The organism is Actinomadura darangshiensis, assembly GCF_004349235.1.
Classification (GTDB): Bacteria; Actinomycetota; Actinomycetes; order Streptosporangiales; family Streptosporangiaceae; genus Spirillospora; species Spirillospora darangshiensis.
In genome coordinates, this window is the sequence record NZ_SMKY01000007.1 from 69,860 (window position 1) to 83,920 (window position 14,061).

Here is a 14,061-nt window from a genome sequence, read left to right on the forward strand (position 1 = left end):
CCAGCCATGACCTCACCCATCAGCCCTGTCGGGGCGCACGTCCCCGTGGCCGGCGGCCTCGCCACCGGCGGCCTGAAGTACGCCGCCGAGATCGGCGCCGAGGCGATCCAGGTCTTCGTCGCCAACCCGCGCGGCTGGGCCCTGCCCGAAGGCAAGCCCGCCGAGGACGCCAAGCTCCGCGAGCACGGCATCCCGGTCTACGTCCACGCCCCGTACCTGGTGAACTTCGGCTCCCCCACCCCCGAGACCCTCGCGAAGTCGATCGCAACGGTCCGCCACTCCCTGACCCGAGGCCGGGCCATCGGAGCCCGGGGCGTCGTGGTCCACACCGGCTCCGCCGTGACCCAGACCTACGACGAGGCCATGGCCCAGGTCCACGAGCACGTCCTCCCCCTCCTGGAGGAGATCCCCGAGGACGGCCCCGACCTGCTTCTCGAACCCATGGCGGGCCAGAACAACATGCTCTGCGCCAAGGTCCAGGATCTGGGCCCCTTTTTCGAGAAGCTGGAACACCACCCGAAACTGGGCGTCTGCTTCGACACCTGCCACGCCTTCGCCGCGGGCCACGACCTGGCCGCCCCCGGCGGCGCCAAGCAGACCCTGGACGCCCTGGTCGCCACGGTAGGCGAGGGCCGCCTGAAGCTGATCCACGCCAACGACTCCAAGGACCCCTGCGCCTCAGGCAGGGACCGCCACGAGAACATAGGCGCCGGCCAAATAGGCGAGCAGCCTTTCGCCGACCTCTTCCACCACCCCGCCGCCCAGGGACTCCCCTTCCTGATAGAAACCCCAGGCAGAGCCCCCGAACCCCACGCAAAAGACATAAAAACCCTCAAGCACCTACGCAACACATAACCCCGCCAGGCACGCGCCCCGAGGGCGCGAACACCCCAGAACGCGCGGCAACCTGATAACAGAGCAAGCCGAAGCCACAACCGCGCCCCGCGCAAAAGTCGACCACGTAGCGGGCCCGAAGGCGAGCCGGAGCCGGACGCGGCACCAACCGACAGCCACGATCACGACGGCCCCAGCCACCACCGCAACAACCTCAATCGTCGCGATCGCGTCCGAAGGCAGGTTTCGAGCTTGCGAGAAACCTGATCGCGCAGCGAGCCGCAAGGCGAGCCGAAGCGATGCAGCGATCGCACGCAGTGCCCGACGATGGAGGGCCTCCAAGGCCCGAAGGAGGAGGGCACTGCAATAGACACAGCAGCCACTGTTGCAGCGGGCCCAGCCACCACCGCAACCACGCAACAACGCAAATCCGCGCGATCGCGTCCGAAGGCAGGTTTCGAGCTTGCGAGAAACCTGATCGCGCAGCGAGCCGCTAGGCGAGCCGAAGCGATGCAGCGATCGCACCGCTTTTATCGACGATGGAGGGCCCCCAGGGCCCGAAGGAGGAGAAAAAAGCAAAGAAATACAGCTCGGGCGCCGCTGGACAACCCCCCGACTGTTCAGCGACGCCCGAGCCACAGGTCGCCGGATCCCACCCCCCCGGTACGGGATCTGGCGACTGATCCGGCGTGGGCCGGATCTCCGGATTTGCTTTTGTGGGAGGTTTCGCGGCCGGGGCCGCCCGCTCCTCCGGTGGCGGTGTGGCGTGTGGTGCCACTGAGAACACTAGGGGTCTGGTGCCACCGATCGGCACCAGGAAAACGCGAGCATCGATGAACGGTACGTAGTCGGAGATATGCGTAGCGTAGTCGTGCGACGAGCGGTCGACCGGGCGGGACGAACGGTCGCCGGGAACGGTCCACGCGGTGCGGCGACCGTTCGTGGATGAATCACGCGATTTCAGCGTTCGGGCAGGTGCAGCTGCGTGAGGGCGCGGTCGGCGCGGCGGGGGACGCGGTGGCGGGTGAGCAGGGAGACCGCGACCATGGCGGCGAAGGCGGCCGGGGCGGCGAGCATGGCGGGGGCGGCGAGGACGGCCGCGGTCCAGCCCGTCCAGGGGCCGTGGAAGAGGCGGAGGACACCCGCGGTGACGGCGAGGCCGCCGCCGAGGAGGAGGCCGGCGCCGGCGCCGGCGGCGGTGAGGCCGCGCCACCAGATGCCGAGGACGAGGAGCGGGCACAGGGAGCAGGCCGCCACGCAGAGCGCCATCGTGACGAGGCCGGCCGCGCCCTGCGGGCCGATGCGCGGGAGGAGGACGAGGGGTGCGCCGAGCGCGAAGACGACGCCGGCGCGGAAGGCGGTGACGCCGCTGCGGCGGCGGGCGCACTGGGAGACGGTCCCGGCGATGGCGACGACGAGGCCGCAGGACGTGGAGATGAACGCGGCGAAGGCGCCCGCCGTGACGAGGCCGGTGAGCAGCGCGCCGGCCGGGCCGGGGAGCATCCGCTGCGGCAGGAGCAGGACGGTCGCGTCGGTGTCGCCCGTCATCAGCAGTTCGGGTGCGTAGAGGCGTCCGAGGGTCCCGTACAGGACGGGGAAGACGTAGAAGAGGGCGAGGAGTATCGGGATCAGCGCGGCGGTGCGGCGGGCGGTGGTCCCGGACGTGCTGGTGTAGAAGCGCATGAGGATGTGGGGCAGCCCCATGGTGCCCAGCAGGACGGCCAGCAGCGCCGAGCAGGTGCGGAAGAGGCCGTGTTCCTCGCCGCGTCCGAAGGGTGTCGCCCAGGCGTCGCCGTCTTGGGCGGGCAGGCGTTCGGTGTGGGGCACGGCGGTGCCGTCCGGGAAGGTGATCTCGGTTTCGCGGGCGATCGTGTGGCGGCCCTCGGCGAGGGTCGTCGCCTCGCCGTGGCGGTGGACGCCGTCCACGCGGCCGCGGGCGGTGACGGTGATGTCCGCGGGGACGGTGACGGCGGCGTCGGTGCTTACGTGCACGCGGGTGGTCCGCTCGAAGCGCGGTGGCCCGCCGGTCGTGGGGTCGGGGCTGCCGTCCATGTGCCACATGCCGAGGAGCGCCACGGCGGGGACGGCCACGGCGGCCACTTTCACCCAGAACTGGATCGCCTGGACGGCGGTGATGCTGCGCATGCCGCCGGACACGACGAGCAGGAGCGTCACCGTGACCACGACGGCCCAGCCCGCCCAGACGGGGGCGCCGGTCAGGACGCGCAGCGTCACGCCCGCGCCCTGGAACTGCGGCAGCAGGTAGAACCAGCCGATGCAGCAGACGCAGCAGGTGACGATCCGCCGGACGGCCGTGGAGCCGAGCCGCCATTCGGCGAAGTCGGAGACCGTGTAGGTGCCGGACCGGCGCAGCGGCGCCGTCACGAACGCCAGGAGCAGGACGTACCCGGCGGTCGCGGCGATCGGGAGCCACAGCATGTCGGCGCCGTAGGCGAGCACGAGCCCGGCGGTGCCGAGGAACGCGGCGGCGGAGATGTACTCGCCGCCGATCGCCGACGCGTTCCACCAGGGGGTGACGCCGCGGGAGGCGACGAGGAGGTCGGAGGTGGTGCAGGCGGAGCGGCGCCCGTACCCGCCGAGGACTGCGATCATCACCAGCAGTGCGGCCAGGCCCGCCGCCGAGGCCGTCGCGGTCATCGCCTCGGGAACTCGCGCTCGGCCCGCTCGGCCCGTCTCAGCTGGCGTAACGCCACCGCGATCCAGACCGGCTGGACGCCGAAAGCGAGGACCAGGCCCGGCAGCGGGACGCCGTGCACCCGCGTCCGCGCGAGCTCGGGCACGAGGGCGAGCAGCGCGGGCAGCCCCGCCAGCACGGTCAGCACGACCGCGCCGGTGCCGAGGGCGGTGCGCAGCTGGGCGCGGATGAGGGCGGGCGCCGCGGCCGGGTCGGGCCGCGGAACGGAACCGAACGAGGCAGAACAAGACAGGACGGGATGGGACGGATCGGAATCGCTCTGATCGTCGCCGGGCGTGTCCGGGCCGGTAGTTTGTGTTCCGGGCGGTGCCACGCCCTCCGCCGCACGCGTGCGGACGGCCGCCGCGGCGGCCATGGCCCGGCGTTCATCGGTCATCGCTGATCTCCTCCGTCTCGCCGGGCTGGTGGAACTTGCGGACCAGCAGGTCGCGTACCTCGCGGGTGTGGCGGCGGCTGACCTGCAGCAGCTCGTTCCCGATCTGGACGGCCGCGCGACCGCCGTCGAAGCGCAGCTCGGTGATGTGCGCGGACGCGACGAGCGTGCTGCGGTGGATCCGGATGAACCCGGCCGCCTCCCACCGCTTGGTCAGCGCCGACAGCGGCATGCGCACCAGGTAGCCGCCGTCGGCGGTGTGCAGCCTGACGTAGTCGCCCTGCGCCTCCACGTGCGTCACCGTCCGGCGGGAGACGAGCCGGGTGCGGCCGCCGAGCTCGACCGGGATCATCTCGTCGTCGGGGTCGCGGGCCGCCTCCCCGGGCGGCGGGGCGGGCCGGTCCACGGCGGCGGCCACCCGCCGGACCGACTCGGCGAGCCGCTCCGGCCGGACGGGCTTCAGCAGGTAGTCGAGCGCGCCCAGCTCGTAGGCGGTGACGGCGCAGTCGTCGTGCGCCGTCACGAACACGACGTGCGGGGGCGAGGTGAACCCGGTGAGCAGCCGGGTGAAGTCGAGCCCGTCGAGCCCGGGCATGCGGATGTCCAGGAACACGGCGTCGAGGCGCTCGCCCTCCACCAGCATCCGGCTCAGGTCGCGGAGCGCGGCCGAGGCGTCCCCCGCACCGGTGACCCGCCCGATCCGCGAATCCTCGCGGAGCAGATAGGTCAGCTCCTCCAAGGCGGGGCGCTCATCGTCGACGGCGAGGACGTGAAGCATGAGGGCGACTTTGCCGCGATTACCGTCTGTCCGCAATCGGTTCCGAAAAGTGAGTGGCGTGTCGCCGGGCCGGGCGTCAGTCCGGAAACACGCCGGGACGGTACTTCGGGACGCGCAGACTGACCTTGGTTCCGGCGCCGAGCGCTGTCTCGACGGTCAGGCCGTACTCGTCCCCGTAGACCTGGCGCATGCGCTCGTCGACGTTGGCGAGCCCGATCCCGGGGGCGCCCGCGTCCTGCCGGGAGCGGGTCGCCACGCTGCCCCAGCCGGTGGGCCCGGGACGTCCCACCGGAGCGGAAAGGATCTCCTGGAGCCGCTCGGGGTCCATGCCGACCCCGTCGTCCTCGACGCTGATGGCCGCCTCCGCGCCCGAGTCGCGGGCGACGATCGAGATGTGGAACGGCTCGCGCCCGCCCGCCATGCCGTGCCGGATGGCGTTCTCGACGAGCGGCTGGAGGGCCAGGAACGGGACGGCGACCGGCAGCACCTCGGGCGCGATCTCGACGTTGCACCGCAGCCGCTCGCCGAACCTGGCCCGCTCCAGCAGCAGGTACCGGTCGATCGAGCGCAGCTCGTCGGCGAGGGTGGTGAAGTCGCGCGGGTTGCGGAACGAGTAGCGGGCGAAGTCGGCGAAGTCGAGCAGCAGGCCGCGGGCCCGCTCGGGGTCGGTGCGGACGAACGAGGCGATCGTGGTGAGCGAGTTGTAGACGAAGTGCGGGGAGATCTGGGCGCGCAGCGCCCGCACCTCCGCCTCGGCGAGCCGGATCCGGGCGGCGTCCAGCTCGGCCAGTTCGAGCCGGCCGGTGACGAGCCGGGCCGCCTCGGCGACCGCGCGGACCCGCGCCGTCGACGGGCTCCGCCAGTACGCGGTCAGCGCCCCCTCGACGCGTCCCTCGACGATGAGCGGGGCGACCATGGCCACCTGGACGCGGCAGCGCGAGCCGCCGCAGGTCAGCAGCTCGGGCGCGATGACCCGGGGCCGGCCGGACGCGAGGACGGGCAGCGCGTGCCCGACGGCGCCGGCCGCGTGGGCGCCCCGGCCGGCGCCGTCCCAGGCCAGCAGCAGCGGCGCGTCCCGCACCTCCTCGGCCTCGGGCTCGTCGTCGAAGCCGTCGGGGGCCTGCGGGGCGCGCACCGCGACCAGCGCGACCACCTCGGCGCCGAGCAGCGACCGCAGCCTGCGGGCCGTCGAGCGCGCCGCGTCCTCGGTCAGCCCGGCGCGCAGCGGCGGCGACACGCACGCGATCGAGTGCAGCGCGGCGAACGCCGCCGCCTCGCCCTCATCGGCGGGCACGCGGCGCGGCAGGAGGGACCACCGGTGCAGCACCCAGGCGCCGGCGGCGGCACCGGCGGCGGCCGTGGCGCAGAGCACGGCGCCCGCGACGGACGGTAGGACCATGGCAACGTACGGTAACGTCTGTCGTCCGCGCAGGTCCGCTCGTTGCCGATTTACGAAGGTCTCGGATGGGCCACACCCGGCCACGGGCGGCGGCCCCGCCGGGTCACAGCGGGGGCGATTCGCCCTCGTCCTCCTGGTAGGAGTAGCGCTGCTCGTGCCACGGGTCGGCCACGTTGTGGTAGCCGCGCTCCTCCCAGAACCCGCGCCGGTCCTTCACCAGGTACTCGACGCCGCGGACCCACTTCACGCTCTTCCACGCGTACAGGTGCGGGACGACGATCCGGACGGGGAAGCCGTGGTCGGGGGTGAGCCGCTCGCCGTCGCGGTGGGTGGCGAACAGCGTCCCGTCGGCGAGGAAGTCGCTCATCCGGATGTTGGCGCTGTAGCCGTACTCGGCCCAGACCATGACGTGCGTGACGTCCGGTGCGGGCGGCGCCAGCTCGACGATCGAGGTGCCGGGGACGCCCTCCCACGCGTTGTCCGGGATCGTGAACTTGGTGACGCAGTGGAAGTCGGCGACCGACCCGGCCCTCGGCAGGGCGTCGAACTCGTCCCAGGCCCACCGGTACTGCTCCCCCGACTCGGTGGCGCCGAAGACCCGGAAATCCCAGTCCTTGGGACGGAACTTCGGCACGGGGCCGTAGTGGAGGACGGGCCAGCCCCGGGGGACGTACTGGCCGGGCGGCAGATCGCTCGGCTGCGGTGCGGACTGTTCCGGGTGGGTCATGACGCGGCCATCCTTCCATCCGGCGTGACCTGAGCCATATCCGGGGGTACGCGGCGGCCCGCCCCCGCCGATCGGCTACGCTGGTCCCGTGCGCAACGTCGTGTATTTCTTTTGGTACGGCCAGCCCGGACGGCTGGTCTGCCAGGCACTGCGCTGACAGACCACAAGGCGAAAGCCCCGGGCCGGCCGGCCCGGGGCTTTCGTCGTTCCCGGGGCGGGCCGGGCGCCGGACCTACAAGGAGAGGCAGCACACTCATGGTCGTCGTCATGGCCCCGGAGGCCAGCGAAGCGGACATCAAGGCCGTCGTCTCAATAGTCGAGACGGCGGGGGGTGACGCGTTCGTCAGCCGCGGCGTGGAGCGGACCATCGTCGGGCTCGTCGGCGACGTCCAGCAGTTCGGCTCGCTGAACCTGCGCGGGCTGCGCGGTGTCAGCGACGTGATCCGCATCTCGGCGCCCTACAAGCTGGTGAGCCGCGAGAACCACGCCGAGCGCTCGGTCGTCCGGGTCGGCGGCGTGCCGATCGGCCCCGGCACGATGACGCTGATCGCCGGCCCGTGCGCGGTGGAGACCCCCGAGCAGACGCTCGGCGCGGCGCAGATGGCGCAGGCCGCGGGCGCGACGCTGCTGCGCGGCGGCGCGTTCAAGCCGCGGACGTCCCCGTACGCGTTCCAGGGCCTCGGTGAGGCGGGGCTGCGCATCCTCGCGGACGTCCGGGCGGAGACGGGCATGCCGATCGTCACCGAGGTCGTGGACGCGGGCGACGTCGAGCTCGTCGCCTCCTACGCCGACATGCTGCAGATCGGCACCCGCAACGCGCAGAACTTCGCGCTCCTGCAGGCCGCGGGCGAGTCCGGCAAGCCGGTCATGCTGAAGCGCGGCATGAACGGGACGGTCGAGGAGTGGCTGATGGCCGCCGAGTACGTCGCGCAGCGCGGCAACCTCGACATCGTGCTGTGCGAGCGCGGCATCCGCACGTTCGAGACGGCGACCCGCAACACCCTCGACATCTCCGCGGTGCCGGTGGCGCAGCGCCTCTCCCACCTGCCGGTGATCGTGGACCCGTCGCACTCGGGCGGCAGCCGCGACCTCGTCCTGCCGCTGACCCGCGCCGGGATCGCGGTCGGCGCCGACGGCGTGATCATCGACGTGCACCCGCACCCGGAGACGGCCCTGTGCGACGGCCCGCAGGCCCTGGTGGACGGCGACCTGCGCGAGCTGGCCAAGCTCGTCCGCGACCTGCCGCCCCTGGTCGGCCGCTCCCTCGCCCAGGCCCACAACCCCGACGCCCTGCTCACCACCTGAGCGGGTATCGTCCTGGCATGGCTTACTGGGCACCCGATTGCGGCCCGCCGCGCTCCTGACGGGGCGCGGCGACCGCATTCCTGCTGAGTTGTGACACGGCCCGGCGCGATCACGCGCCCGGCCGTGTCGTCCTGCGCCCCGGATCCGGATCATCTCCTCCCGATTCGAGCCCAGGAGCCTCTTTCCGTGTCCCAGAACACTTCCGCTCGCCATGCGTCCGAAAAGGACTCGCCCTCCCGTACCCGGCGCGGTGGCGCCGACGTCCTGCTGGCGGCGTCCCTGTGGGGGACGACCGGGACCGTCCGCACCTTCGCCGACGGCGCGTCCCCGTACTCGATCGCCGCGTCCCGCATCATCATCGGCGGCGTCATGCTCCTCGCGCTCGCCGCGTGCACGCGCGGCGGCGCGGGGCTGCGCCGGCTGCTGGGCGACCGCCGCAACCTGCCGCTCGTCGCGCTCGGCGCGGTGGCGATCACCGTGTACCAGACGGCGTTCTTCGTCGCGGCCGGACGGACCGGCGTGGCGGTCGGCACCGTCGTCACGATCGGCGGCGCGCCCATGTTCACCGGCCTGATCGGGCTCGCGACCCGACGGTCCGCGCTGACCGGGCGGTGGATGCTCGCGACCGCCGGCGCCGTCGCGGGCTGCGCCCTCCTCGTGGGCGGCGGCCAGGACGCCGGCGTGGAGCCGGTCGGCATCGGGCTGGCGCTGCTGTCCGGGCTGTCGTACGCGGTGTACGCGACGGTGGCGTCCGTCCTCATCACCCGCGGGGAGGAGGACCGGGCCGTCGCGGGCGCGCTGTTCGGGGCCGCGGCCGTCCCGCTCGTCCCGGTGCTGCTCACCGAGCCCACCGGCTGGCTGGTCACCGGGTCCGGCACCCTGATCGCGCTCTACCTCGGCGTGGTCACCACGGGCGGCGGCTACCTGCTGTTCGCGCGGGGGCTGCGCACGACCCCCGCCACGACGGCGACGACGCTGACGCTGGCGGAGCCGGCGGTGGCCGCGGTGCTCGGCACGGTCCTGCTGGACGAGCGGCTGGGCGGCGCGGCACTGGCCGGTCTCGCGCTGCTGGCCGCGAGCCTGCTGGTGCTGGTCGTGCCCGCCCGGCGGCGGAGCCGCGAAGAACACACGGGTAACAAATTGGTCTGAACCATTGGCCGGGCCGGGCCCGGCGAGGATGATGGCCGGCATGACAACGGGCGATGGTGACGCCGGAGGGCGACTGTTCCCGGAGGACCTGGACGGCGTCGACCCCGTCGCCGCGGTGATGCTGGCGGACGCGTGCCGCGCCATCACCGCCTACCCGGAACTGGTGGCCGTGGGCGCGCTGTTCACGGCCGCCGAGCGCGTCCCCGGCGGCTGGCGGATCGTGGGCCCGTGCGACCCGCTGCCGCAGGGCGCGCGCGAGCCGCTCGCCGCCCGGCTGGAGGACGAGGCCGCGCTGCTGGGCGGCGCGGCGGGCCGCGACCTGCTGGGCGCGGCGCGGTCGCTGCAGCGCGAGCCGGCCGACGAGGTCGCCGCGGGCGGGCGCCGGTTCCGGATCGCGCGGATCGAGCAGCTGGTCCGCACCGGCCAGGACGGCCCCGAGCCGCCCCGCCCGACGGACCTGGACCCGCTGCCCACCGGCGGCCGCGTCCCGCCCGCCCGGCCGCACGAGCTGCTGCCCGAGGACGGCCCGGCGTCCGACTTCGCGACCGCCGAGCTGCTCTGCCAGGTGCTGGACGCGGCGGCCGGCACGGGCCGCGAGCCGTCCCGCGCGTTCCTCACCCCGGTCGCGCTGGCGCCCGCGTTCACGGTCGCCGAGCGCGGCGAGCACCGCTGGCGCCCGGTGGGACGGCTGTACGACGCGCCGCAGCACGCCCGCGACTCGCTCGTCACCTACTTCCGGCACGTGGTGCCCGCGGTGGAGAGCCCCGCCGCGACCGACGTCGAGCAGTTCGCCGAGGCGGCGGAGCTGATGGAGGACGAGACCCGCCGCAACGGCATCGCCGTCGCGGGCCGCCGCTTCCGGATCGTCCGCATCGAACGCATCACGCTCATGGGCCCCGACGGCCCGGAGCCCCCACGTCCGACGGACTTCGACGCCCGCTGAGCCGCTGGGCGGCCGGAGCGGAGCCGTGCGCTCGCCGGGCCGCTCTCGCCCGAAGGGGTGCGAGCGTCAGGCGGCCGGGTCGGCGTAGGCGGGGCGGTGCTCCTGGACGGACTCGGCGAGCTGGTCGGCGAGTTCGCCGACGTCGAGCCGCTTCTCGATCTTGTGCAGGTCGTCGATCTTGGCGCGGGTCTCGGCGCGGCGGGGCGCGAGCATGGTGCAGCAGTCCTCGTCGGGCAGCTCGGAGATCGTCAGGGTGCGGATCCGGCGCGCCTGGTCCATGATCTCGATCTTGTCCATGCCGACGAGCGGGCGCAGGATGGGCAGCTCGACGGCGTCGTCCAGCGCGGTGATGTTGGCGAGGGTCTGGCTGGACACCTGGCCGAGCGCGTCCCCGGTGATCAGCGCGGAGCCGCGCAGCCGGCGGGCGAGGACCTCGCCGGTGCGCAGCATCAGCCGGCGCTGCGCGATCACCGCGAGCCGGTCGGCGCCGGACGACTTGATCTTCTGCTGCGCCTTGCCGAACGGGACGACGAACAGCCGGGACCCGTTCTGGAACTTGTCCAGCTCGCGGACCAGCGCGTACGCCTTGTAGATCGACTCGGGGCCGGTGAACGGCATGCCGGAGAAGTGCAGGTAGTCGACGCGTAGGCCGCGGCGCATCATCCGGTACGCGGCGACGGGCGAGTCGATGCCGCCGGACATCAGCACGAGGCCGCGGCCGCTCATCCCGACGGGGAGGCCGCCCTGGCCGGGCAGCCCGCCGGAGTAGACGAACACCTCGTCGCGGTCGACCTCGATCGACAGGGTGTGCGCGGGGTCCTTGAGCTTGACGGGCTGGCCGTAGCGGGCGGCGACGAGGGCGCCGATGTGCCGGTCGAGCTCGACGGAGGTCATCGGGAACCGCTTGTCGCGGCGCCGGGCGCGGACGGCGAACGTGCCGGTCCGGCCGTCCATGAGTTCGAGGGCGGCGCGCTCGACGCTGGGCAGGTCCTTGCCGACCCGCCAGGCGCGGTGCGCCCAGACGATGCCCATGACGTCGGTGATCCGCTGCGCGACCCGCTCCATGGTCGCGAGGTCGGCGTCGTGCTTGCGCACGATGAACACGCCGTGCCGGCGGATCACGTCCACCCGGGCGATGGGCCGGACGGCCTGCCGGACGTTGTCGGCCAGGCGGCGCTCGAACTGCTCGCGGTTCTTGCCCTTGAGGACGACCTCGCCCAGTTTGAGCAGCACGCACGGCTCAGCGTCGACCGGCGAATGCTCCCGGACGTCCGCCGGCGCGGTGTCGAGCGTGGTCATGCGTGATCCTCCTGGCGGGAACAGGTCGGGGGTGCGACTCCAGTGTGGCCCAGAGAGACCAACACCGCGACCCGGAAAAGCTGTTCCCGCCGGGAGGAGCGGTCAGCCGAAGAAGACCTCTGCCTCGGAGTAGCGCTCCAGCGGGACGGTCTTCAGCTCCTTGGTCGCGTCGTCGAGCCCGACACGGACGATGTCGGTGCCCTGGAGCGCGACCATCTTGCCGAAGTCGCCGTCGCGGACGGCGTCGATGGCCTGCAGGCCGAAGCGGGTGGCGAGGACGCGGTCGAACGCGGTCGGGGTGCCGCCGCGCTGGATGTGCCCGAGCACGGTGGCGCGGGCTTCCTTGCCGGTGCGCTTCTCGATCTCGTCGGCGAGCGCCTGGCCGATGCCGCCGAGCCGGACGTGCCCGAACGAGTCCCGCTCCTTGGTCTGGAGCTGCATCTGCCCGTCCACCGGGTGGGCCCCCTCGGACACCACGATGATCGGCGCGTACCGGGTCTTGAACCGGCTCTCCACGTACTCGCAGACCTTCTCGATGTCGAAGGGCCGCTCGGGGATGAGGATGACGTTGGCGCCGGCGGCCATCCCGACGTGCAGCGCGATCCAGCCCGCGTGCCGGCCCATGACCTCGCAGATCAGCGCGCGGTGGTGGCTCTCGGCGGTGGTGTGCAGCCGGTCGACGGCCTCCATGCCGATGTTCACCGCGGTGTCGAACCCGAAGGTGTAGTCGGTCGCGTTGAGGTCGTTGTCGATCGTCTTCGGGACACCGACGACGTTGACGCCGTTGGCGTACAGTTCGCGCGCGACGCCGAGGGTGTCCTCGCCGCCGATGGCGATCAGGGCGTCCACGCCGAGGCCGGCGAGGTTGTCCTTGACGCGCTCGATGCCGCCGTCGACCTTGATCGGGTTGGTCCGGGACGAGCCGAGGATCGTCCCGCCGCGCGGCAGGATCCCGCGGACGGCCTGGACGTCGAGGGCCACGGTGTCGCCTTCGAGGGGCCCCCGCCAGCCGGACCGGAAGCCCACGAACTCGTACCCGAGGACCTGCACTCCCTTGCGGACGACCGCGCGGATCACCGCGTTCAGCCCGGGGCAGTCGCCGCCGCCCGTCAGCACTCCGACGCGCATGCCGTCTCCTTCTCCCGCCACCGGTCTCCTCCCTCGAATGACATGCTCAGACTAGCCGCCGGCACGCGGCGGCACGGGCTTTCGCCGGGTGTCCCGGCGCGCCGTCATTGGTCTAGACCATAGCCCGTCCGGGGGCCGCCGGCACACCCTTCCGCCGGACCGCGGGGTCAACGCGATCGGCCCCGGCCGAATGTCCGCATTCGTCCCTGGAACTGCACCACCACTCCCCCGGGAACCCGCCGCAGCGCGGCCCTCCGCGGGCGCGGCGGAGACTCGCCGTCATAAGACCAGCGCGTCTCGGCCAGCGCGAGTTCCCGCGCCGCGTCACCGGCGAGGCCGCCCCGGTGCGCCCGCGCGAAATCCCAGCCGTCCCGGAAGGAGCCCTGTGCGGGACGTTCGGCCGCCCAGCCCGCGAAAACGTCCTTCCAGGACGCCCCATACGATGCGCCCAGCGCCGGCCAGGCGCGGGCCACCTCACCGGCCCGCTTGAGCAGGATGCCGTGCGCCGCGGCGCGCACCGCGCCGGCGTCGAACCCGACCGGCATCGGCCCGCCCGCCGCCATCGCCCGGACGAGCGCCTCCTGCGCCGCCGCCAGATCCGCATCGAACTCGCCCGTGCTCATGTCACGGAGGCCAGGCCGGAGGCGGCGGCGATGGCGTCCAGTTCCGCCTGGAGTTCGCGCGCGGGCGGGTAGCGGCCGTCGCGTTCGAGCAGGAATCCTGGCGGGCGGTGCCGGGCGCACAGCGCTTCGATCAGATCCAGGACCTCGGGCGGGACGGCGGCGGCGTGCGTGTCGTGGTAGCGGCCGCCCTCCTCCGATCCGCCCGCGACGTGGCAGTACGCGATGCGTTCGAGGGGCAGGCGGTCCAGGAGGGCCACGGGGTCATCGCCGCGGTTGCGCGCGTTGGCGTACACGTTGGCGACGTCCAGCAGGAGAAGGGCGCCGGTGCGTTCCAGCAGCTCGGTCAGGAAGTCGCCCTCGGTGTACTCGGCGTCCGGCCAGTCGAAGAGCGTGGCGATGGGCTCCACGGCCAGCGGGACTGGCAGCTCCGCCTGCGTCCGGCGGATGTTGGCGGTGAGCGCGTCCAGCGCCGCCCTCGTGCGCGGCACCGGGAGCAGATGCCCGGCCTCGATGCCGCCCGCCCGGACGAACGCGACGTGCTCGCTCACCAGCGGCGCGCCCAGCGCTTCGGCGCAGGCCGCCAGGTGCGCCACCCGCTCGGCGGCCACCGGCTCGGCGCCGCCGAGCGACAGCTTGACCCCGTGCGGGACGATCCGCACGCCGCGATCGCGCAGCGCGAGCAGGTCGGGCGCGGGATGCGCCGGGTGCACGGACTCGGCGACCACCTCGGTGAAGCGGAGCCCCGGCAGCGCGCCGACGAAACCGGCGATCTCGGGGCGCCAGCCGA

General features: G+C 73.2%; 13 protein-coding genes. 4 read left to right on the forward strand and 9 right to left on the reverse strand.

Annotated elements, in window-relative coordinates; all coding sequences use genetic code 11:
• Nucleotides 1–6: 6 nt before the first annotated feature.
• Nucleotides 7–855: a deoxyribonuclease IV gene (locus E1293_RS03180; RefSeq protein WP_132193574.1), complete on the forward strand. Its 849-nt coding sequence runs from the start codon at nt 7–9 to the stop codon at nt 853–855.
• A 939-nt stretch (nt 856–1,794) separates the two neighbouring features.
• On the opposite strand, the gene E1293_RS03185 is transcribed toward E1293_RS03180, so the two are convergent.
• The 5 genes from E1293_RS03185 to E1293_RS03205 all read right to left on the reverse strand — a co-directional run bounded on the left by E1293_RS03185 (nt 1,795) and on the right by E1293_RS03205 (nt 6,827).
• Complete coding sequence (locus tag E1293_RS03185) at nt 1,795–3,492, reverse strand: sodium/solute symporter (RefSeq protein WP_132193576.1); 1,698 nt, start codon at nt 3,490–3,492, stop codon at nt 1,795–1,797.
• Entirely contained in the window at nt 3,489–3,926 is a 438-nt protein-coding gene (locus E1293_RS03190) for a hypothetical protein (protein ID WP_132193578.1), read from the reverse strand. The genes E1293_RS03185 and E1293_RS03190 overlap by 4 nt, the downstream gene beginning before the upstream one ends.
• Nucleotides 3,916–4,701: a LytR/AlgR family response regulator transcription factor gene (locus E1293_RS03195; protein ID WP_132193580.1), complete on the reverse strand. Its 786-nt coding sequence runs from the start codon at nt 4,699–4,701 to the stop codon at nt 3,916–3,918. Before E1293_RS03195 ends, E1293_RS03190 begins: the two co-directional genes overlap by 11 nt.
• Nucleotides 4,702–4,777: 76 nt before the next feature.
• On the reverse strand, nt 4,778–6,100 hold the full coding sequence (locus E1293_RS03200) for a sensor histidine kinase (protein WP_132193582.1): 1,323 nt from the start codon (nt 6,098–6,100) through the stop codon (nt 4,778–4,780).
• A 103-nt stretch (nt 6,101–6,203) separates the two neighbouring features.
• The gene (locus E1293_RS03205; protein WP_132193584.1) at nt 6,204–6,827 is read right to left on the reverse strand and encodes a sulfite oxidase-like oxidoreductase; all 624 of its coding nucleotides are present in this window, start codon (nt 6,825–6,827) and stop codon (nt 6,204–6,206) included.
• A 255-nt stretch (nt 6,828–7,082) separates the two neighbouring features.
• On the opposite strand from E1293_RS03205, the gene aroF reads away from it, so the two are divergent.
• The 3 genes from aroF (at nt 7,083) to E1293_RS03220 (ending at nt 10,224) form a co-directional block, all read left to right on the forward strand.
• Nucleotides 7,083–8,132: a 3-deoxy-7-phosphoheptulonate synthase gene (gene aroF, locus E1293_RS03210; RefSeq protein ID WP_132193586.1), complete on the forward strand. Its 1,050-nt coding sequence runs from the start codon at nt 7,083–7,085 to the stop codon at nt 8,130–8,132.
• A 186-nt stretch (nt 8,133–8,318) separates the two neighbouring features.
• Entirely contained in the window at nt 8,319–9,281 is a 963-nt protein-coding gene (locus E1293_RS03215; protein ID WP_132193588.1) for a DMT family transporter, read from the forward strand.
• Between the two features lie 40 nt (nt 9,282–9,321).
• Nucleotides 9,322–10,224: a DUF5954 family protein gene (locus E1293_RS03220; protein WP_132193590.1), complete on the forward strand. Its 903-nt coding sequence runs from the start codon at nt 9,322–9,324 to the stop codon at nt 10,222–10,224.
• A gap of 66 nt (nt 10,225–10,290) precedes the next feature.
• Here the strand turns inward: E1293_RS03220 and thiI are convergent, their stop codons facing one another.
• The 4 genes from thiI to E1293_RS03240 form a co-directional block, all read right to left on the reverse strand.
• Nucleotides 10,291–11,523 carry a tRNA uracil 4-sulfurtransferase ThiI gene (gene thiI / locus E1293_RS03225; RefSeq protein ID WP_132193592.1) on the reverse strand — a complete coding sequence of 411 codons (1,233 nt, stop codon included), beginning with the start codon at nt 11,521–11,523 and terminating at the stop codon, nt 10,291–10,293.
• 102 nt (nt 11,524–11,625) lie between these two features.
• Nucleotides 11,626–12,651 (reverse strand): 6-phosphofructokinase, encoded by a 1,026-nt coding sequence (locus E1293_RS03230; RefSeq protein WP_132193594.1) that lies wholly within the window; start codon nt 12,649–12,651, stop codon nt 11,626–11,628.
• Nucleotides 12,652–12,818: 167 nt separating this feature from the next.
• The gene (locus E1293_RS03235; protein ID WP_132193596.1) at nt 12,819–13,274 is read right to left on the reverse strand and encodes an SCO6045 C-terminal-like domain-containing protein; all 456 of its coding nucleotides are present in this window, start codon (nt 13,272–13,274) and stop codon (nt 12,819–12,821) included.
• On the reverse strand, nt 13,271–14,061 hold a 791-nt coding region (locus E1293_RS03240), incomplete at its 5' end, for an MbnB/TglH/ChrH family RiPP precursor modification enzyme (RefSeq protein WP_132193598.1). The genes E1293_RS03240 and E1293_RS03235, both read right to left, overlap by 4 nt.

What these genes read in the sequence shown, in the direction of transcription:
- E1293_RS03180 (WP_132193574.1), top strand. Translation starts at nt 7, where the DNA reads ATGACCTCACCCATCAGCCCTGTCGGGGCGCACGTCCCCGTGGCCGGC.
- E1293_RS03185 (WP_132193576.1), bottom strand. Translation starts at nt 3,492, where the DNA reads ATGACCGCGACGGCCTCGGCGGCGGGCCTGGCCGCACTGCTGGTGATG.
- E1293_RS03190 (WP_132193578.1), bottom strand. Translation starts at nt 3,926, where the DNA reads ATGACCGATGAACGCCGGGCCATGGCCGCCGCGGCGGCCGTCCGCACG.
- E1293_RS03195 (WP_132193580.1), bottom strand. Translation starts at nt 4,701, where the DNA reads ATGCTTCACGTCCTCGCCGTCGACGATGAGCGCCCCGCCTTGGAGGAG.
- E1293_RS03200 (WP_132193582.1), bottom strand. Translation starts at nt 6,100, where the DNA reads ATGGTCCTACCGTCCGTCGCGGGCGCCGTGCTCTGCGCCACGGCCGCC.
- E1293_RS03205 (WP_132193584.1), bottom strand. Translation starts at nt 6,827, where the DNA reads ATGACCCACCCGGAACAGTCCGCACCGCAGCCGAGCGATCTGCCGCCC.
- aroF (WP_132193586.1), top strand. Translation starts at nt 7,083, where the DNA reads ATGGTCGTCGTCATGGCCCCGGAGGCCAGCGAAGCGGACATCAAGGCC.
- E1293_RS03220 (WP_132193590.1), top strand. Translation starts at nt 9,322, where the DNA reads ATGACAACGGGCGATGGTGACGCCGGAGGGCGACTGTTCCCGGAGGAC.
- thiI (WP_132193592.1), bottom strand. Translation starts at nt 11,523, where the DNA reads ATGACCACGCTCGACACCGCGCCGGCGGACGTCCGGGAGCATTCGCCG.
- E1293_RS03230 (WP_132193594.1), bottom strand. Translation starts at nt 12,651, where the DNA reads ATGCGCGTCGGAGTGCTGACGGGCGGCGGCGACTGCCCCGGGCTGAAC.
- E1293_RS03235 (WP_132193596.1), bottom strand. Translation starts at nt 13,274, where the DNA reads ATGAGCACGGGCGAGTTCGATGCGGATCTGGCGGCGGCGCAGGAGGCG.